Origin of the sequence: Pseudomonas khorasanensis (genome assembly GCF_014268505.2) — a bacterium.
GTDB classification, from domain to species: domain Bacteria; phylum Pseudomonadota; class Gammaproteobacteria; order Pseudomonadales; family Pseudomonadaceae; genus Aquipseudomonas; species Aquipseudomonas khorasanensis.
In genome coordinates, this window is record NZ_JABWQP020000005.1 from 103540 (window position 1) to 121524 (window position 17985).

Here is a 17985-nt window from a genome sequence, read left to right on the forward strand (position 1 = left end):
TGGAGACCGGCCATGAACAGTTTTGCTTCAGCGTCGCACACGCATTCGACTGCCCTGCCCTTCTCTCCCCTGCGGATACCGACGGAGGACCTGTATCCGCGACTGTTCGATGCGATTCTCGAGCAGCGTATTAACGCCGACAGCCGTTTCACCGAAGACAGCCTGAAGGCCATGTTCAGTGTCAGCCGTGCCGATGTGCGGCGGGTACTGACGCAGCTGTCCCACGAGCAAATCATGGTGCTGCGCGTCAATCATCGGCCCCGGGTAGCCGCACCTGATCCGAACCTGATCCGACAGACTCTGCATGCACGGCGCCTGACCGAGAACACGCTGGTGCGGCTGGCCTGTCAGCAGCCGCATGCAGACGGGCTGAAAGGCTTGCGCAGTCTGATCGAGCACGAACAGCAAGCCGTCGAGCAAGGACGGCAGGGTGCGGCGATCCGTTTATCCGGAGAGTTTCATCTGCAATTGGCGCGGATGGCGGGAAATGTGCCTTTGGCGCATTTTCTCGCAACTCTGGTGCCGCTGACGTCGCTCGCGATTGCGCGATGCGGGCACTCGACGCGCAGTCGTTGCGTATGGCAGGAACATGTCGCGTTGGTTGAAGCGGTGGAGCGTCGCGATGCCGCCAAGGCGGGAATGCTCATGAATCGACATCTGGATCAGCTCGAGCAGACATTGCTGGGTCCAGACCTGAAACATTGTGCCGTCGGTTAAATCGCCTTCGCGAGCAGGCTCACTCCCACAGTAGACCGCGTTGTATCAGGAAGAATGCAACTCACTGTGGGAGCGAGCCTGCTCGCGAAGAGGCCCTTTCAGAAACACAAATTCAGTTTTGCCGCGCCGCCACCCTGGCAAACCCCGCCCGAATCTTCTCTTCCGGCAAATCATCGGCAATAAACACGATCACACTTTCCCGGGCCTCGCCTTCGGCCCATTCGGTGTCCCAGTCGAAACCATAGAGCTTCAGCACACCCTGGAACACCAGCCGCCGATCTTCCCCGGCAATGTTCAGCACGCCTTTGTACCGCAGCAATTGCTTGCCGTGTTCTTCCAGCAGTTCATTCATGAACTCGCTGAGCTGATCGATATCCAGCGGCTGATCGGTGCGCAGCACCAGACTGGAAATGCGATCGATGGACGGCGCCTTGCCCACCGGACGCAGACTCAGGCCGCCGCCAAGGTCGGCATTGAGGTTGAAGCCACGCACGTCCAGCAATTCGGCCAGGTCAATGTTGCCATGCTCGACCACACGGATCGGCGCGCGGCGGTTGATCCGCGTCAGCCGCTCGCTCAGCGCGTTGAATGTCGCTTCGTCGATCAGGTCAGTCTTGCTCACCAGCAAGCGGTCGGCGAACCCGATCTGCGCCTGGGCGATGGTCTGGGTCAGATGCACGTCGGCGTGGGCGGCGTCCACCAGGGTGATGATGCCGTCGAGCAGGTAACGCTCGCGCAGCTCGTCATCAATGAAAAAAGTCTGCGCCACCGGCGCCGGATCGGCCAGACCGGTGCACTCGATCACCAGACGATCGAAGGCAATCTCGCCGCTGTCCAGGCGCTCGAGCAGCAAGTACAGCGCCTTGGTCAGGTCGGTGTGGATGGTGCAACAGACGCAGCCGTTGGCCAGGGTCATGACTTGCACCGGCTCGTCGCCCAGTAGCTGAGTGTCGATACCGGCGTCGCTGAATTCGTTTTCGATCACGGCGATTTTCAGGCCGTGCTCGGCTTTGAGCAGGTGGCGCAGCAAGGTGGTCTTGCCGGCGCCGAGGAAACCGCTGAGTACCGTTACCGGAATGGGAGAGGACAAAACTCGATCTCCTGAAAAGAAACACAAAACAAATGTGGGAGCAAGCCTGCTCGCGAAAGCGGTGTGTCAGTCAAATTATTCATCAACTGACGCTCCGTATTCGCGAGCAGGCTCGCTCCCACAGGGGGACTGCATCAACCGAAGGCTGTCAGCTCAACAGCACTTCGGCCCACCCTTGCCACCGTAACGGGCTTCCTGACGTTCGCGAAAGAACATCTCGTAGCTCATCACCGGTTTGTCCGGGTGTTTGGTTTGCATATGCTCGACGTAGGTGTCGTAGTCGGGCATGCCGACCATCAGGCGCGCGGCCTGACCGAGGTATTTACCGAGGCGACTCAGGTCATTGAACATGGTGCAATCCTCTGGTTACGCATCCGGCAGGGCCTGGAATGGCGATTCTTTATCCGTGCGCTCTTTTTTGCCCCAGGCGGCGATGCCGACCTTGAGCGCATAGAACAGGATGCTGAAGACCACGAACAGGAACAGCGCGGTGAGCGTTGCGTTGGTGTAGGCGTTGAAGATCACGTGCTGCATCTGCTCGACGCTTTTGGCCGGCGCGAGCACCTGACCGTTGGCCAGTGCATCGCTGTACTTCTTGGCCAGCGACAGGAAACCGATCGCCGGGTTGGCATCGAACAGCTTGATGAAGCCCGCCGTCGTGGTGCAGATCAGCAGCCAAGTGGCCGGCAGCAGGGTGACCCAGATATAGCGCTGGCGCTTCATCTTGATCAGAACCACGGTGCCGAGCATCAGTGCGATACCGGCCAGCATCTGGTTGGAGATACCGAACAGCGGCCACAGCGTGTTGATGCCGCCCAGCGGATCGATCACGCCCTGATACAGCAACCAGCCCCACATCGCCACACAACCGGCGGTGGCGATCAGGTTGGCGGTCCACGATTCGGTGCGCTTGAGCGCCGGCACGAAGGAGCCGAGCAGATCCTGCAGCATGAAGCGCCCGGCACGGGTGCCAGCGTCCACGGCGGTCAGAATGAACAGCGCTTCGAACAGGATCGCGAAGTGGTACCAGAACGCCATGGTGTTTTCACCTGGCAGGACACTGTGCAGGATCTGTGCGATACCGACCGCCAGGGTCGGTGCACCGCCGGCGCGCGCCAGAATGGTGGTTTCACCGATGTCGTTGGCCACCGCTTGCAGCGCTTCCGGCGTAATCGCGAAGCCCCAGCTGGTCACCACTTGGGCGACCGAAACCACGTCACTGCCGACCACGGCTGCCGGGCTGTTCATGGCGAAGTACACGCCCGGCTCGATCACCGAAGCGGCAACCATGGCCATGATGGCAACAAACGACTCCATCAGCATGCCGCCGTAACCGATGTAGCGGGCGTTGGTTTCGTTATCCAGCAGCTTGGGCGTGGTGCCCGACGAGATCAGTGCGTGGAAACCGGACACCGCACCGCAAGCGATGGTGATGAACAGGAACGGGAACAGACCGCCCTTCCACACCGGACCGGTGCCGTCGGTGAACTGGGTCAGCGCGGGCATTTTCAGCTCGGGCATGGTCACCAGAATGCCGATCGCCAACGCAACGATGGTGCCGATCTTGAGGAACGTCGAGAGGTAGTCACGCGGCGCCAGAATCAGCCAGACCGGAAGCGACGCAGCCACAAAACCGTAACCGACCAGCATCCAGGTAATCTGCACACCGGTGAAGGTGAACGCCTTGGCCCATACCGGATCGGCGGCAATCTGCCCACCCAGCCAGATCGAACCCAGCAGCAGCAACACGCCGACCACGGAGATTTCGCCGATACGGCCCGGGCGGATGTAGCGCATATAGATGCCCATGAACATCGCGATCGGGATGGTCGCCATCACGGTGAAGATGCCCCATGGGCTCTCCGCCAGCGCCTTGACCACGATCAGCGCCAGCACCGCGAGGATGATGATCATGATCAGGAAGCAGCCAAACAGTGCAATGGTGCCGGGAACCCGGCCCATTTCTTCACGCACCATGTCGCCCAGGGAGCGGCCGTTGCGTCGGGTCGACATGAACAGAACCATGAAGTCCTGCACCGCGCCCGCCAGCACCACACCGGCAATCAGCCAGAGCGTGCCGGGCAGATACCCCATCTGCGCCGCCAGCACCGGACCGACCAGAGGCCCCGCGCCAGCGATAGCCGCGAAGTGGTGACCGAAAAGAATGTGTTTGTTGGTCGGCACATAGTCCAGACCATCATTGTTGAGCACGGCGGGGGTGGCCCGACGCGGATCCAGTTGCATCACATGGTTGGCGATGAACAGACTGTAGTAACGGTACGCAACCAGATAAATGGCCACGGCAGCCACCACAATCCACAAGGCGTTGATCGCCTCGCCTCGGCGCAATGCCACTACGCCCAGGGCGCACGCTCCTACGATTGCCAGCACGAGCCAGGGTAAATGGCGCAGCAGGCTATTATTATTTTTCATTTTATTATTCCAGCCAGGGTGGACAAGAAAGACAGCCACCCCGAGTTTAGCGCTTACGGCGCCAAAGGCCATACCCCGACATTGGTCTATTCGGCCCGCCTGCGCTGGCACGCTTGAACAATGCGGGTCTATAGTCAGCGAACCTTCGGAGGATTGCGCCATGAGCGAGCACCCAGACAATCGTCGCCGCTTTAAACGTATCGAGTTCGATGCCAAAACCGAGCTGAGGCAGGGCGAGTACATCTGGCAGGTGAAGCTGATCGACCTGTCGCTCAAAGGGTTGTTGGTCGAGCGACCGGAGCCTTGGCTGGGGGATAAGCAGAAGGATTTTTTTGTCGATATTCAGTTGAGCAAAGACGTCGATATCGAGATGGAAGTGCACCTGACTCACGAAGAGAAAGGCCATCTGGGCTTTGTCTGCAAACATATCAGCCTGGAATCTATCCAGCAGTTGCGACGGTTGATCGAGCTGAATCTGGCGGATGAGGCCGAGCTGGAGCGCGAGCTGGCGGCGCTGATCGAAATCTAGCCATCACCACGAAACCTCTGTGGGAGCGTGCCTGCTCGCGAAGACGGTTTATCACCGTGCAATCATGCCGACTGACACGGCCTCTTCGCGAGCAGACTCGCTCCCACAGGTTCAGCGTTACTCAAACAATGCGTCGAGAGCCTGTTCGAGGCGGGTGACGGCGATGATCTGCAAGCCCGGCGGCGATTCCTTCGGCGCGTTGCCCTTCGGCACGATCGCGCGCTTGAAGCCGTGCTTGGCCGCTTCCTTCAAACGCTCCTGACCGCTCGGCACCGGGCGCACTTCGCCGGACAACCCGACTTCGCCGAAGACCAGCAAGTCATGTGGCAGCGGTCGATTGCGCAAACTGGACATCACCGCCGCCATCAGCGCCAGATCGGACGCTGTCTCCAGCACCTTCACCCCGCCGACGACGTTGAGGAATACATCCTGATCGTGGGTCGGGATGCCGCCGTGTCGGTGCAGAACCGCGAGCAACATTGCCAGACGGTTCTGATCCAGACCCAGCGTCACGCGACGCGGGTTGGCCAGGTGGCTGTCATCGACCAACGCCTGCACCTCGACCAGCATTGGGCGGGTGCCTTCCCACGTCGCCATCACCACACTGCCCGGGACTTCTTCCTGAGCACGCGTGAGAAAAATCGCCGAGGGATTGGAGACTTCTTTCAAGCCCTTGTCGGTCATGCCGAACACACCCAGCTCGTTGACCGCGCCAAATCGGTTTTTAACCGCGCGAAGAAGACGCAAGCGACCATCGGACTCGCCTTCAAAATACAGCACGGTGTCGACCATGTGCTCGAGCACGCGCGGCCCGGCCAGCGCGCCTTCCTTGGTGACGTGGCCGACGAGGAAAATCGCCGTGCCGCTCTGCTTGGCGTAACGCACCAGCAGCGCCGCACTCTCGCGCACCTGGGACACGCCACCGGGTGCCGATTGCAGTTGTTCGGTAAAAATCGTCTGGATCGAGTCGATCACCATCACCTTCGGCTTTTCCTGTCGGGCGGTGGCGATGATTGTTTCGATGCAGGTTTCGGTCATCACCCGCAGTTGATCCTGTGGCAGCCCCAGACGGCGCGCGCGCATCGCCACTTGCTGTTGGGATTCTTCACCGGTGACGTACAACGCCGGCATGCTCTTGGCCAGGTTGCACAGGGTCTGCAGCAAAATCGTCGATTTGCCGATGCCCGGGTCGCCGCCGATCAGCACGACAGAGCCATCGACCAGGCCGCCGCCAAGCACACGGTCCAGCTCGCCGGAGGCGGTGGAGAATCGTGGAATTTCTTCAATGCTGACTTCGGCCAGCGTCTTGATCTGCGCCTGCTGCCCCGCCCAACCGGTGCGGCCGGTGGGCGCCGTGGCGCCGCCGCTTTCAATCATGGTTTCGGTGAGCGTATTCCAGGCACCGCATTCGCCACACTGGCCGGCCCACTTGGGAAAGGTTGCGCCGCACTCGGTGCAGCCGTACATGCGCTTGGCCTTGGCCATCAGAACCCCCGACAAAAGACGCGATGATAACGCACGCGCCGATCAACGCGGCGCAGCCGTGCGGATTTCGCCGCTGGCCAGACGCGCGGCACTGTTACCCAGAGGATCCTCGGCGTTGAGATCGGCGCCCTTGGCTTGCAAGGCGTCGAGCAGTTCCAGACGTTTGAACAGCCCAGCGTACATCGCCGCCGTTTGCCCGGCGCCGTTACGTTGGTCGGGGCTGCAATCGGTGGCCATCAAGCGCTTCGCGATTTGCAATTCGCCTTTGAATATCGCGCCCATCAGCGCCGTATTGCCGCGTTGATCCTGAGCACAGGCATCGGCCCCGGCGGCGAGCAGGCGTTCAACCGCCGGCGCCTGACCGTGATAGGCCGCGAGAATCAGCGCCGTGTAGCCCTTGCTGTCGCGGGTATCGAGGGAATAGCCGGATTCGATAAACGTTTCAAGCATCGGCACATCCCCCCGGCGTGCCGCGTCGAAGTAGTAATCCTCCAACTGCGCCTTGATCGCGTCTGGGTTTTGCTCGACCGGCGCCGCCCACGCCGCGAACGACAGGCAGCCCAGTAATAAAAGAAACATCCGCATCAGCAGTCTCCCCGCACGCACGCGAGGACCGACTGGCCCTCGCGTGCGCCGCATCGATATCAGTCGACCAGTTTGGCGGCGAGTGCCTTGACCCGGCTCAGGTCGCCCTTGGCCACTTCGGTCACACCACTGCCGTATTCAGGATCGGCTTTGTAGAGGAAGGACAGGATGATGTGCTTGCTCACGTCATCGGTGGTGGCAAGCGAGCCGCCGAAGCTGTCGATCAGGTCACGGCGTTCCTGCTGGCTATACGAGCGATACAGATCACCGGCCTGCTTGAAGTTCTGCTCACGCTGAATCTTCGCCTGCTGGGTGCTGCCCGACAGGGCCGACTGGCTGTAACGCGCCGCTGGGGTTTCTTCACGCGGCTGCAGGCGACTCGGCTGATAGTTGACGCCGGACTGGCTCGCACCGAAATTCATCGCGCCATCCTGATTGCCATTGTTCACCGCTGTTTTCGGCGCGTTGATCGGCAATTGCAAAGCATTGGCCCCCAGGCGATACATTTGCGTATCGGCATAGGAGAACACTCGACCCTGCAACAAACGATCTTCCGAAGGTTCGATACCGGGAACTACGTTGGCGGGCGCCATGGCCACTTGTTCGGTTTCCTGGAAGACATTTGCCGGATTGCGGTTCAAAACCATTTGTCCAACTTTGCGCTCTGGAATACCTGGCCAGATCTTGGTTGCATCCAATGGATCGAAATCAAACTTGGACAAATCTTGCGGTTTGAGAACTTGCACGTACAAGTCCCACTTCGGGAAATTGCCTTTATTGATATTGCTGACCAAGTCATTGGTCATATGACTGTAATCCTGCCCTTGAACTTCGCCGACCTGTTTCGGTGTCAGGTTTTTGATGCCTTGTAGACTTTTCCAGTGGAACTTCACGTAGTGAACTTCATTCTTCGCGTTGATCAGCTTATAGGCATGAACGCCATTACCGTCCATTTCGCGATAGCTGGCCGGCGTGCCGGAGTTGGAATACAACTCGGTCAGCGTACGGGTGGCTTCCGGTACATGAGAGAAGAAATCGAACCGACGCGAATCGTCGTCGAGGTTGGTGCGCGGATCGGGTTTGAAGGCGTGCACCATGTCCGGGAATTTGATCGCATCGCGGATGAAGAACGTCGGAAAGTTGTTGCCGACCAGGTCCCAGTTGCCGTCAGCGGTGTAGAACTTCGTGGCGAAGCCGCGCGGGTCACGCAGGGTCTCCGGGGAATGATTGCCGTGGACGACCGCCGAGAAACGTACAAACACCGGCGTGCTCTGGCCTGCGGCAAAGACCTTGGCCTTGGTCAAATCGCTGAGGTCATTGCTCACCGTGAAGGTGCCGTGGGCGCCGGTGCCGCGTGCATGCACGACGCGCTCGGGAATGCGTTCACGATCGAAACGCTGCAGCTTCTGAATCAGTTGTACATCCTGCAGGAGCACCGGACCGTTGGCGCCTGCCGTTTGCGAGTTCTGATTGTCACCGACCGCAGCGCCGTTATCGCGGGTCAAGGGGGCGGCGTTGACGGTGAAAGAGAGCAGGCTGGCAGCGACGACACCGAGCGTGCAGCGATGGGGAAAAGCCCCCAATCCAAATGTGGAAGTCATGTCAGGTTCCTCTGGTTTTGTTGAGCGCATCCAGGTGCGCTTCACCAAGGCTAGAGGCCTGTGCCGCCGAACATAAATAGAAAGAACATAACACCATGATTGAAGAAATTAGCTTCCCACTCAGCGAGTTAGGGGGTATTTCGCGCGCGATTGGTGGCATTTTGCAAACTATTCGAAAATTCATGTGTCGATAAAAAATCAGCATTGTAAGAAGGTGTTTCGCGCAGGACGCGTTTCGCTGATTTACACTGCCTACACCAAACTCATCTGTAACAAGGAAATAACTATGGGCGTGCTTAGCGAGTTCAAGGCCTTCGCGGTCAAAGGCAATGTGGTCGACATGGCCGTCGGTATCATCATCGGCGCGGCGTTCGGAAAGATCGTTTCGTCGTTTGTCGGCGACGTGATCATGCCGCCGATTGGCCTGCTGATCGGCGGGGTGGACTTCAGTGACCTGGCCGTCACGCTCAAGGCCGCCCAGGGCGATGCGCCTGCCGTGGTGCTGGCCTACGGCAAATTTCTGCAGACTGTGCTGGATTTCATGATCGTCGCGTTCGCGATCTTCATGGGCGTCAAGGCCATCAACCGCCTCAAGCGCGAAGAGGCCGTGGCGCCGACCGCGCCGCCGATCCCGAGCAAGGAAGAGCAACTGCTGGGCGAAATCCGCGACCTGCTCAAGGCGCAGAACAATCAGCCCTGAGGACACGCCTCAGAATAAAGAACGGCACCCACGGGTGCCGTTTTTCATTACCAGTAATTCTCCACAGCGACCTGTCCGGGGCGGCGCGTAAGGCTGAGGCGCATGTCGCGCTCTTTCAGCAAGGCGCGGGTGTCGTCGATCATCTGCGGATTCCCGCACAGCATGACCCGCGAATGCTCTGCCGACAGTTCTACACCGGCCGCGCGCTCCAGTTCGCCGTTTTCGATCAGCGTCGTAATGCGTCCCTGCAGCGCGCCGGGATGCATCTCACGCGTCACCGTCGGGATGAACTGGAGTTTGTGGACATGCTCACTCAAGTATTCGCGTTGCGCCAAATCGGCGATGAGCTCCTGATACGCCAGCTCCCGCGCTTCGCGCACGCTGTAAACCAGAATGATGCGATCGAATTTCTCCCAGACTTCAAAGTCCTGAAGGATCGACAGAAACGGCGCAACCCCCGTGCCTGTGGACAACAGCCACAGATCTCGACCATCGACAAAGCGATCCAGGGTCAGATAGCCAAAGGCCTGGCGCTCCACCATCAAGGTATCGCCAATCGTTAGCCGGCTCAGCTCACTGGTGAACTCGCCATCCGGCACCACGATGGAAAAGAATTCGAGAAACTCGTCGAACGGTGAAGACACCATCGAATAGGCGCGCCACACGGTACTGCCATCAGGCTTGGTGACGCCAAGGCGGGCGAACTGCCCGGCGCGGAAACGGAAACCGGGATCACGGCTGGTTCGCAACGTGAACAGATTCGGGGTCAACGGTTGTACATCGAGCAAGGTCTGAGTGGTGTATTTCTCTGTACTGGCGGTCATGAGGCACTCCCTGAAACGATTGCCCACAGTGTCCCGCAAAATCGCTCCATCAAACACCGACAGTTGGTAGTGTTATTGAGCCATACATCGCTCGCCGTTACGGATTAGAGCAATAACTTCAGAACAGTTGATAATTACTACTTCCGTTACTGCTAAGACCGCTTTATGTAAATACGGGCGTATTTAATCTCTAAAAAATGTAAGCGCAGCGTAGGAAACATCCTACACTCTGCTTCGTGTCGGACGACTTGGATCCACTTTGCGTACCGATATTAGAAGAGGCAATTTGTTATGGAAGCGTGGAAGGAATCACAGTTGAAACAGCTGGCGCTTGCCAAGGGTATGGAAACCGCCTACCCGATGTTGCTGAGCTTCGCTGAAAATCTTGGTTTTAATTATTGTGGAATAGCGGTGACCCAGCCGCACTTTGAAAAGGCGATCCTCCCCCTGCAAATCAACAATTACCCTGAAAACTGGAACGCCCAATATGAGGAAGAGAACTACGAAAGTATTGACCCGGTAAAAGCACATTGTCTCAACTCGGTATTGCCGATTCTGTGGGAGCAAAACGTGTTCACCAAAACGACGGAGATATGGCAGGCACTGAAGGAAAACCAAATGCAGCATGGCTGGTCTCAGGCCTACCATCACGAGAAGAGCGGCTTGCGCAGCATCATCAGCCTGGCCCGTAAAAACTGCTCGATCAGCCCGCTCGAACTGTACGAGCATTATGGTTATATCTTTTACGCTGCCTGTCTTTTTTGCGAGCTGTACGTGCGGTCCACGCCCATGCTGGCCAAAACCGGTCAGCCACGCCTGTCGCCTCGAGAACTGGAGGTTCTGCAGCTGTCCGCGAAGGGCAAGACTGCGTATGAGATTTCGAGAATTCTCAGCCTGAGCGAACGAACCGTGAATTATCACGTGCAAAACGTGATCGAGAAATTCAATGTCTGCAACAAGATTTCCGCGGTGATCGCGGCGTCACGGGCCGGGCTTATCTGAGTAACCGCCCCTTGCGCCCCGATTAAATCCGGCGAGTATTTCCTCTTGAAAAAACGTACCATTCAGGGCTTCTCCGAGTGATGACGCAAACCACCTGCATCGCAGTCCACTCGGTCGGATCCCGTCGCACCGCACACTGGCAACGGGACGCCCGCCGATTATCCTGAGTCCCCGTCCCATGCCCTTGCTCCATACGCCTTTCGCCGAACTTGATCTGATACGCCAACCCGAACAGCAGAACGAACCGCTGCAAGCGTTCGACGCGGCAGACGAATACCTGCTCAACCATATGGCGGCCCAAAATCCGGCAAGCGGTTCACGCGTGCTGGTGCTCAATGACAGCTTCGGTGCACTGGCGATCAGCCTGCTGGGCAAAGTTGACGTCAGCAGCAGCGGCGATTCGTTTCTGGGTTTCGCCGGGCTGGAAAAGAACTTGCTGCGCAATGGGCATGCATTCGATGCGATTCGCCCGACACCCGCCAGCGAGCCTTTGATCGGACCGTTCGACTGTGTCCTGATCCGCGTGCCGAAAACCCTGGCGTTGCTGGAAGAACAATTGATCCGTCTGCAAGGGCAACTTGCCCCTGGCGCGCAAGTCGTGGCGGCCGCCATGGTCAAACATCTGCCACGTGCTGCCGGCGATCTGATGGAGCGCTACATCGGTCCGGTGCACGCTTCGCTGGCGGTAAAAAAGGCCCGGCTGCTGATCGCCACGCCAGAAGCGAAAGCCCCCGCCGCTTCGCCCTACCCTACGCGCTATCGTCTCGACGAGCCGGCCATCGAATTGCTCAATCACGCCAACGTGTTCTGCCGCGAAGGTCTGGACATCGGCACCCGGGCATTCCTGCCGCACCTGCCGAAAAATCTTGGGCATGCGCGGGTTGCCGACCTCGGTTGTGGCAACGGCGTGCTGGCGATTGCCAGCGCGCTGGAAAATCCGGACGCGCATTACACACTGGTGGATGAATCATTCATGGCGGTGCAATCGGCTGCCGAGAACTGGTGCGCCACATTGGGTAATCGTGAAGCTGTCGTGCGCGCAGGTGATGGCCTGGCCGGACAGGAACCGCAGTCGCTCGACGTTGTGTTGTGCAATCCGCCCTTTCATCAGCAGCAGGTGGTCGGAGATTTCCTCGCCTGGCGGATGTTCCAGCAGGCCCGCGAAGCACTGGTCGTCGGCGGCGCGTTGTACATCGTCGGCAATCGTCACCTGGGCTATCACAGCAAACTGGCGCGATTGTTCCGAGGCGTCGAGCAAGTAGCGGCGACGCCGAAATTCGTCATCCTCAAGGCTCGCAAGTAAATCCAGCCCAAAAAAAACCCTCCGTGAGGAGGGTTGCAAATCCGTCCCGAAGGCGCCGGGACGGGTGATTCAGTGAGTGGTCAATCCTGCCGCATTCATGAACATGCGCATCAGGGTCGCCGCGATAAACAACACACCAACGCTGCCGCCCCAGATCAGGGCCAGCCAGCCGAGCCGCTGCCACAGCGGTTTTTTTTCGGCTTCTTCAATGTCGTGCAGGGAATGTTTGCCGGTCATTTTCGTTGAACCTCTTCAAAATTCATGGCGCCGCTGAAGGGCGCCATCGCGAGCAGGCTCGCTCCCACGCTTAGTGATAACCGTCTTCATGGGTCACCTTGCCGCGGAACACGTAGTAGCTCCAGAAGGTGTAACCCAGGATGAACGGAATGATGAACAGCGTGCCCACCAGCATGAAGCCCTGACTTTGCGGCGGCGCGGCGGCGTCCCAGATCGAGATCGACGGCGGCACGATGTTCGGCCACAGGCTGATGCCCAGGCCGCTGTAGCCAAGAAAAATCAGCACGAGCGTCAGCAGGAACGGCGTGTAGTTGGCGTTGCGCGCCACGGCACGGATCAGACCGTAAAGGGTCACAAGCACCAGAATCGGCACCGGCATGAACCAGAACAGGTTCGGCATGCTGAACCAGCGTGAGGCGATTTCCGGGTGCGACAACGGCGTCCACAGGCTGACGATTCCGATCACCGCCAGCAGCACGAAAGCCAGCGGCCGCGCCAGGTCGTGCATCTGTTCCTGCAGCTTGCCTTCGGTTTTCATGATCAGCCAAGTGCAACCGAGCAAGGCGTAGGCGACCACCAGCGCAGCGCCGCAGAACAGCGTGAACGGTGTCAGCCAGTCGAGTGAGCCACCGGCGAACTGCCGGTTGACCACCGGCAAGCCGTCGATGAAGGCACCGAGCGCCACGCCCTGAAAGAACGTCGCCGCGATCGAACCACCGATGAACGCCTTGTCCCACAGATGGCGTTTTTCATCCGTGGCCTTGAAGCGGAATTCGAAGGCCACGCCGCGGAAAATCAGGCCCATCAACATGAATATCAATGGCAGATAGAGCGCCGACAGCACCACCGAATAAGCCAGTGGAAACGCGCCAAACAACGCCGCGCCACCCAGTACGAGCCAGGTTTCGTTGCCGTCCCAGACCGGGGCGACCGTGTTCATCATCACGTCGCGGTCGGTCTTGCCGGGCACGAAAGGGAAGAGAATGCCGATCCCCAGGTCGAAGCCGTCCATGACCACGTACATCATGATGCCGAAGATGATGATCACGGCCCAGATCAGCGGAAGATCAATACCCATGAGTCAAACCTCCTTGGTCAAGCGAGCGTTGTCTTCGTGCTCGCCGTCGGACGGAACGTCGGCAGCGGACAGCGGACGCGCCGGTGTACGCTTCTGGCCTGGACCACCGTCTGGCGTGTCGCTGCCTTCGCTGATCTTCGGCCCCTTGCGCACCAGGCGCATCATGTAGCCGAGCCCGGCCCCGAACAGCGCGAAATACACCACCACGAACATGATCAGGGTGATGCTCATCTGCATGAAGCTGTGGTTGGACGAGGCATCCGCCGTGCGCATCAGGCCATAGACCACCCATGGCTGCCGGCCGATCTCTGTGGTGAACCAGCCGGCCAGAATCGCGATCAGGCCGGACGGGCCCATCCACAGCGCCAGATGCAGGAACGGACGCGACGTATACAGGCTGTCGCGCTTACGCAACCACAGGCTCCACAGGCCGGTAAAGATCATCAGGAAGCCGAGGCCGACCATGATCCGGAACGACCAGAACACAATGGTCGAATTCGGCCGGTCTTCGGGCGGGAACTCCTTGAGTGCCGGTACCTGTTTGTCCAGCGAATGCGTCAGGATCAGACTGCCGAGGTACGGGATCTCGACGGCGAATTTGGTTCTTTCTTCTTTCATGTCCGGCCAGCCGAACAGAATCAGCGGCGTGGCCTCATCACCCTTGTTTTCCCAGTGGCCCTCAATCGCAGCGATCTTGGCCGGCTGATGCTTGAGGGTGTTGAGCCCATGGAAATCGCCGATGACGGCCTGGATCGGGGCGACAATCAGCGCCATCCACATGGCCATCGACAGCATGGTGCGGATCGCCGGGTTGTCCCTGCCGCGCAGCAGGTGCCAGGCTGCAGAAGAACCGACAAAGAACGCCGTCGCGATGAACGCTGCGGTGGCCATGTGCATCAGGCGATAAGGGAATGACGGGTTGAAGATAATGGCCAGCCAGTCGGTCGGAATGACCTGGCCGTTGACGATTTCAAAGCCCTGTGGGGTCTGCATCCAGCTGTTGGACGCCAGAATCCAGAACGTCGAAATCAGGGTACCCACGGCCACCATCACCGTAGAGAAGAAGTGCAGCCCGCGTCCGACCTTGTTCCAGCCGAACAGCATCACGCCGAGGAATCCGGCCTCGAGGAAGAACGCCGTGAGCACCTCGTAAGTCAGCAATGGCCCGGTGACCGCACCGGCAAAGTCGGAAAAACGACTCCAGTTGGTACCGAACTGATAGGCCATGACCAGACCGGACACCACGCCCATGCCGAAGTTGACTGCAAATATCTTCGACCAGAAGTGGTAGAGGTCGCGGTAGGTGTCGTTGCGGGTTTTCAGCCACAGGCCTTCAAGCACCGCCAGGTAACTCGCCAGGCCAATGGTGATGGCCGGGAACAGGATGTGGAACGAGATAGTGAACGCGAACTGAATTCGGGCGAGATCGAGAGCCTCTAAACCGAACATATGGCTTCCTCTGTCAGGTAATACGGGTGGCGGACCCGTAGGTCTGCACCACTTGCCCCACGGATATGGAGTGCAGCGAATTCGGATTCGTTCTTTTTTTCACCCATCGCAACGCAGGGAGTCTGGCCAAATGGCCGCCAGATCAGGTCCGGTAGAGGTCTTGATCTGGATCAAGCAACGTTGAAAGAGTAGTCCCATTTTTACCGATGGGCCGCGTGGTCGTTTGCCGCGTGGCAAGTTGTCTCATCCGCGCAGCGAGGTTCTGGCATGAAATATTTGTGGCAAGGGAGCTTGCTCCCGATCGGCGACACAGTCGTCGTAAAACCTGCAACCCTGGCTTGTCGAGAGACGTGCCGGGAGCGCTTCGCACTCCAGCGGGAGCAAGCTCCCTCGCCACAGTGCTCGAGAAAACTGAAAAGATCGGTGTCTGGCTAACTGAATTTTTTCTAGTAGCAACTTCCTGTTACAGACTGGTGATAATCTCGCCGTTCCCTTTTGAGCCAGACCTGCCTTCAGATGCCCAGCCAAGAGCCCCTGCTGTTACGTCACCACCGGCCTTTCCTTGCGTTCTGGTTTGCCCGGATTTTTACCGCCAGCGGTTTTCAAATGCTCACCGTGGCCATTGGCTGGAACCTCTATCAGTTGACCGGCAATGTCCTCGACCTCGGGCTGGTCGGTCTGGTGGAGTTCGCGCCACGGGTGCTGTTCATGCTGCACACCGGACACGTGGCCGACCGCTATGACCGGCGCAAGGTGGCGGCGATCTGCCAATCGCTGCAGGCCTTGATCGCACTGGCTCTGGTCATTGGCAGCGCTACTGATAACGTCACCCGGGAAATGATCTTCATCCTCGCCTTCCTGCTGGGCGCGGCGCGGTCATTCGAAATGCCGACGACCCAGGCGCTGCTGCCGAGTATCGTGCCCAGTGCGTTGTTCCCGAGGGCGGTCGCCGCGGCGCAATCGGCGCAACAGTCGGCGACGATCGTGGCCCCGGCGCTCGGCGGTCTGCTGTATGCGTTCGGCAGCGTCTGGGTCTACGGCCCGACAGTGCTTTTGTATGTCATTGCCTGCACGCTGATGCTCAACCTGCCCGCCCGCCAGACACCTTTGAATAAAGGCAAGGCCACGCTCGACTCGCTGTTGGCCGGGATCCGCTTCATTCGCAGCCGGCCAGACATTCTCGGCGCGATCTCGCTGGATCTGTTCGCGGTGCTGCTCGGCGGCGCCACCGCGCTGCTGCCGGTATTTGCCAAGGACATTTTGCTGACCGGGCCGTGGGGCCTGGGCCTGCTACGCTCGGCACCCGCGGTCGGCGCGCTGGCGATGTCGCTTTTCCTCGCCCGGTTTGCTGTGGAGCGCAAGGTGGGTCGGGTAATGTTCACCGCCGTCGGCATCTTCGGCGTCGCAACCATCGCCTTCGGTCTTTCAACCTCGTTCTGGTTCTCGATGGCCGTGCTGGTGGTACTCGGTGCGGCAGACATGATCAGCATGGTCATCCGCGCCTCATTCGTGCAACTGGAAACCCCGGACGAGATGCGTGGCCGGGTCAGCGCGGTGAACGGCCTGTTCATCGGCGCCTCGAACCAGCTGGGCGAATTCGAGTCAGGCCTGACTGCCCACTGGTTCGGCACGGTGCCGGCGGTGGTCATGGGCGGCATCGGCACGCTGGTGGTGACGGGGACATGGATCAAACTGTTCCCGACCCTGGCAAATCGGGACCGGATGCATGTGCCGGTGGACGAGGCGAAGGTCTGAGCCTTCACATCATCAATTCCCCTGCCACTCTCCCTCGCAACGCCTTGCCGCCAAGCTGCTCGACCAGGGTCAAGGCAAACGCCAGCGCTGCGCCCGAGCCTTGGGCGGTGATGCAATTGCCATCGACAACCACCGGTTGATCAACAAACGTACAGCCCGATAACTGATGGCTGGCACCGGGCAGGCAGGTCATGCGCCGTTGGCGTAATACGCCGAAGGCTTGCAGGGCCACGGCTGGCGATTCGCCGATGGCGGCGAACAGGCGTCCGGCGCTCGCCTGATCCTTGAGTAACTGCTGTAAAGGCTGATGCGCCGCCAGGTGCTGTGAACCGACGGCCCCGCCGGGCAGGACGATCAAATCAAAACTTTGCGCCAGCACATCGACCAGCATGCCGTCGGCGGTCAGACGCGTGCCGCGTGCGCAAGTCAGCATGCGCCGGCCTTCGATACTGGCCGCTACGACTTCGATACCGGCCCGGCGCAGCACGTCGATCAGGGTCACGCTTTGCAGATCATCAATGCCCTCGGCGAGGGTAATCAGTACTCTAGAAGTCATGGGCGCTTTCCGCTGAGTGATATGGAAAGCGTAGTCAGCTTCGACCGGATCGCGCGGCGACAGCCGTTACTTGATGTAAAGCTGCGTCGACATCGTGTTGCGCGGGGCGTTGATCGAGGTGTTGCTGAAAGAGAAGGTGCCTTGCTGTTTGCCCGCCAGATCGAAGGTATAAAGGGAGCCGACGGTTTTGCTGCCGGGAGTGCATTCAGTCAGGTTGCCGTTATCAAAGGCACACACCGGCGCCCGGGTACCGTTCACTTCAAAACCATCCAGTGTGGCGTGCGGCTGATTCTGGCCGTACCCGACTTCCAGCACATAGACCTTGACGCTCGGCCCGTTGTGATTGCACTGCGTCTGCGGCTGCGTATTGCCGATGTCTTCCAGACCACAGGTCGACGATAGGACCTTGATCACTTTCACCTGGCTCAACGGTTCCGCCGAGGCTGCCAGCGCCACGGGCGCCGCGATCGACAGCGCTGCAATCAAACCCAACACCTGAAACCAACACCTGCTCATGCATTGACCACCCGCAATAAAATCAGCGCGCAGTATGGCGCAGTTGTTTGCTGCGCAAAACTTCGCCGACGATCGACACCAACATCCGCCAAATTCCTCACGCGGCTGGTATGATGCGCGGCTTT

18 protein-coding genes are annotated in these 17985 nt (G+C 59.3%); 6 read left to right on the forward strand and 12 right to left on the reverse strand.

The window, feature by feature from the left end; all coding sequences use genetic code 11:
- Window positions 1-12 precede the first annotated feature (12 nt).
- Complete coding sequence (locus tag HU727_RS13710) at window positions 13-717, forward strand: GntR family transcriptional regulator (RefSeq protein WP_186532432.1); 705 nt, start codon at window positions 13-15, stop codon at window positions 715-717.
- 112 nt (window positions 718-829) lie between these two features.
- Here the strand turns inward: HU727_RS13710 and yjiA are convergent, their stop codons facing one another.
- The 3 genes from yjiA to HU727_RS13725 all read right to left on the reverse strand — a co-directional run bounded on the left by yjiA (window position 830) and on the right by HU727_RS13725 (window position 4240).
- Window positions 830-1807, reverse strand: coding sequence for a GTPase (gene yjiA / locus HU727_RS13715; protein ID WP_186532431.1), 978 nt, complete (start codon window positions 1805-1807; stop codon window positions 830-832).
- Between the two features lie 153 nt (window positions 1808-1960).
- On the reverse strand, window positions 1961-2158 hold the full coding sequence (locus tag HU727_RS13720) for a YbdD/YjiX family protein (RefSeq protein ID WP_003228401.1): 198 nt from the start codon (window positions 2156-2158) through the stop codon (window positions 1961-1963).
- Window positions 2159-2173: 15 nt separating this feature from the next.
- Window positions 2174-4240 (reverse strand): carbon starvation CstA family protein, encoded by a 2067-nt coding sequence (locus HU727_RS13725; protein ID WP_186532430.1) that lies wholly within the window; start codon window positions 4238-4240, stop codon window positions 2174-2176.
- A 160-nt stretch (window positions 4241-4400) separates the two neighbouring features.
- On the opposite strand from HU727_RS13725, the gene HU727_RS13730 reads away from it, so the two are divergent.
- On the forward strand, window positions 4401-4769 hold the full coding sequence (locus tag HU727_RS13730; protein WP_186532429.1) for a PilZ domain-containing protein: 369 nt from the start codon (window positions 4401-4403) through the stop codon (window positions 4767-4769).
- A 117-nt stretch (window positions 4770-4886) separates the two neighbouring features.
- On the opposite strand, the gene radA is transcribed toward HU727_RS13730, so the two are convergent.
- The 3 genes from radA to katB are packed head-to-tail and all read right to left on the reverse strand — an operon-like array spanning window position 4887 to window position 8440.
- The gene (gene radA / locus HU727_RS13735; RefSeq protein WP_007909773.1) at window positions 4887-6254 is read right to left on the reverse strand and encodes a DNA repair protein RadA; all 1368 of its coding nucleotides are present in this window, start codon (window positions 6252-6254) and stop codon (window positions 4887-4889) included.
- Between the two features lie 42 nt (window positions 6255-6296).
- On the reverse strand, window positions 6297-6839 hold the full coding sequence (locus tag HU727_RS13740; protein WP_186532428.1) for an ankyrin repeat domain-containing protein: 543 nt from the start codon (window positions 6837-6839) through the stop codon (window positions 6297-6299).
- Window positions 6840-6898: 59 nt separating this feature from the next.
- Window positions 6899-8440 (reverse strand): catalase KatB, encoded by a 1542-nt coding sequence (gene katB / locus HU727_RS13745; RefSeq protein ID WP_186532427.1) that lies wholly within the window; start codon window positions 8438-8440, stop codon window positions 6899-6901.
- Between the two features lie 286 nt (window positions 8441-8726).
- Between katB and mscL the strand changes: the two genes are divergently transcribed.
- The gene (mscL, locus tag HU727_RS13750; protein WP_186532426.1) at window positions 8727-9140 is read left to right on the forward strand and encodes a large-conductance mechanosensitive channel protein MscL; all 414 of its coding nucleotides are present in this window, start codon (window positions 8727-8729) and stop codon (window positions 9138-9140) included.
- A gap of 47 nt (window positions 9141-9187) precedes the next feature.
- Here the strand turns inward: mscL and HU727_RS13755 are convergent, their stop codons facing one another.
- Entirely contained in the window at window positions 9188-9964 is a 777-nt protein-coding gene (locus HU727_RS13755; protein ID WP_186532425.1) for a ferredoxin--NADP reductase, read from the reverse strand.
- A gap of 315 nt (window positions 9965-10279) precedes the next feature.
- On the opposite strand from HU727_RS13755, the gene HU727_RS13760 reads away from it, so the two are divergent.
- The gene (locus HU727_RS13760; protein WP_225919835.1) at window positions 10280-10966 is read left to right on the forward strand and encodes an autoinducer binding domain-containing protein; all 687 of its coding nucleotides are present in this window, start codon (window positions 10280-10282) and stop codon (window positions 10964-10966) included.
- A gap of 178 nt (window positions 10967-11144) precedes the next feature.
- On the forward strand, window positions 11145-12269 hold the full coding sequence (locus HU727_RS13765) for a methyltransferase (protein WP_186532423.1): 1125 nt from the start codon (window positions 11145-11147) through the stop codon (window positions 12267-12269).
- 69 nt (window positions 12270-12338) lie between these two features.
- On the opposite strand, the gene HU727_RS13770 is transcribed toward HU727_RS13765, so the two are convergent.
- The 3 genes from HU727_RS13770 to HU727_RS13780 all read right to left on the reverse strand — a co-directional run bounded on the left by HU727_RS13770 (window position 12339) and on the right by HU727_RS13780 (window position 15033).
- On the reverse strand, window positions 12339-12506 hold the full coding sequence (locus tag HU727_RS13770) for a DUF2474 domain-containing protein (protein ID WP_186532422.1): 168 nt from the start codon (window positions 12504-12506) through the stop codon (window positions 12339-12341).
- 70 nt (window positions 12507-12576) lie between these two features.
- Window positions 12577-13584, reverse strand: a complete 1008-nt coding sequence (gene cydB, locus HU727_RS13775) for a cytochrome d ubiquinol oxidase subunit II (RefSeq protein ID WP_186532421.1) — start codon at window positions 13582-13584, stop codon at window positions 12577-12579.
- A 3-nt stretch (window positions 13585-13587) separates the two neighbouring features.
- On the reverse strand, window positions 13588-15033 hold the full coding sequence (locus HU727_RS13780; RefSeq protein ID WP_186532420.1) for a cytochrome ubiquinol oxidase subunit I: 1446 nt from the start codon (window positions 15031-15033) through the stop codon (window positions 13588-13590).
- Between the two features lie 516 nt (window positions 15034-15549).
- On the opposite strand from HU727_RS13780, the gene HU727_RS13785 reads away from it, so the two are divergent.
- Window positions 15550-16788: an MFS transporter gene (locus HU727_RS13785; RefSeq protein WP_186532419.1), complete on the forward strand. Its 1239-nt coding sequence runs from the start codon at window positions 15550-15552 to the stop codon at window positions 16786-16788.
- A 4-nt stretch (window positions 16789-16792) separates the two neighbouring features.
- Here HU727_RS13785 and HU727_RS13790 read toward each other — a convergent pair whose 3' ends face one another.
- Together HU727_RS13790 and HU727_RS13795 are read right to left on the reverse strand one after the other, a co-directional pair.
- Entirely contained in the window at window positions 16793-17344 is a 552-nt protein-coding gene (locus HU727_RS13790; protein WP_186532418.1) for a DJ-1 family glyoxalase III, read from the reverse strand.
- Window positions 17345-17410: 66 nt separating this feature from the next.
- Window positions 17411-17860: a DUF4879 domain-containing protein gene (locus HU727_RS13795; RefSeq protein WP_186532417.1), complete on the reverse strand. Its 450-nt coding sequence runs from the start codon at window positions 17858-17860 to the stop codon at window positions 17411-17413.
- Window positions 17861-17985: the final 125 nt, after the last annotated feature.

Coding starts and splice junctions, on each gene's coding strand:
- HU727_RS13710 (WP_186532432.1), top strand. CDS start 13: ATGAACAGTTTTGCTTCAGCGTCGCACACGCATTCGACTGCCCTGCCC.
- HU727_RS13720 (WP_003228401.1), bottom strand. CDS start 2,158: ATGTTCAATGACCTGAGTCGCCTCGGTAAATACCTCGGTCAGGCCGCG.
- HU727_RS13725 (WP_186532430.1), bottom strand. CDS start 4,240: ATGAAAAATAATAATAGCCTGCTGCGCCATTTACCCTGGCTCGTGCTG.
- HU727_RS13730 (WP_186532429.1), top strand. CDS start 4,401: ATGAGCGAGCACCCAGACAATCGTCGCCGCTTTAAACGTATCGAGTTC.
- radA (WP_007909773.1), bottom strand. CDS start 6,254: ATGGCCAAGGCCAAGCGCATGTACGGCTGCACCGAGTGCGGCGCAACC.
- HU727_RS13740 (WP_186532428.1), bottom strand. CDS start 6,839: ATGCGGATGTTTCTTTTATTACTGGGCTGCCTGTCGTTCGCGGCGTGG.
- katB (WP_186532427.1), bottom strand. CDS start 8,440: ATGACTTCCACATTTGGATTGGGGGCTTTTCCCCATCGCTGCACGCTC.
- mscL (WP_186532426.1), top strand. CDS start 8,727: ATGGGCGTGCTTAGCGAGTTCAAGGCCTTCGCGGTCAAAGGCAATGTG.
- HU727_RS13755 (WP_186532425.1), bottom strand. CDS start 9,964: ATGACCGCCAGTACAGAGAAATACACCACTCAGACCTTGCTCGATGTA.
- HU727_RS13765 (WP_186532423.1), top strand. CDS start 11,145: ATGCCCTTGCTCCATACGCCTTTCGCCGAACTTGATCTGATACGCCAA.
- HU727_RS13770 (WP_186532422.1), bottom strand. CDS start 12,506: ATGACCGGCAAACATTCCCTGCACGACATTGAAGAAGCCGAAAAAAAA.
- cydB (WP_186532421.1), bottom strand. CDS start 13,584: ATGGGTATTGATCTTCCGCTGATCTGGGCCGTGATCATCATCTTCGGC.
- HU727_RS13780 (WP_186532420.1), bottom strand. CDS start 15,033: ATGTTCGGTTTAGAGGCTCTCGATCTCGCCCGAATTCAGTTCGCGTTC.
- HU727_RS13785 (WP_186532419.1), top strand. CDS start 15,550: ATGCCCAGCCAAGAGCCCCTGCTGTTACGTCACCACCGGCCTTTCCTT.
- HU727_RS13790 (WP_186532418.1), bottom strand. CDS start 17,344: ATGACTTCTAGAGTACTGATTACCCTCGCCGAGGGCATTGATGATCTG.
- HU727_RS13795 (WP_186532417.1), bottom strand. CDS start 17,860: ATGAGCAGGTGTTGGTTTCAGGTGTTGGGTTTGATTGCAGCGCTGTCG.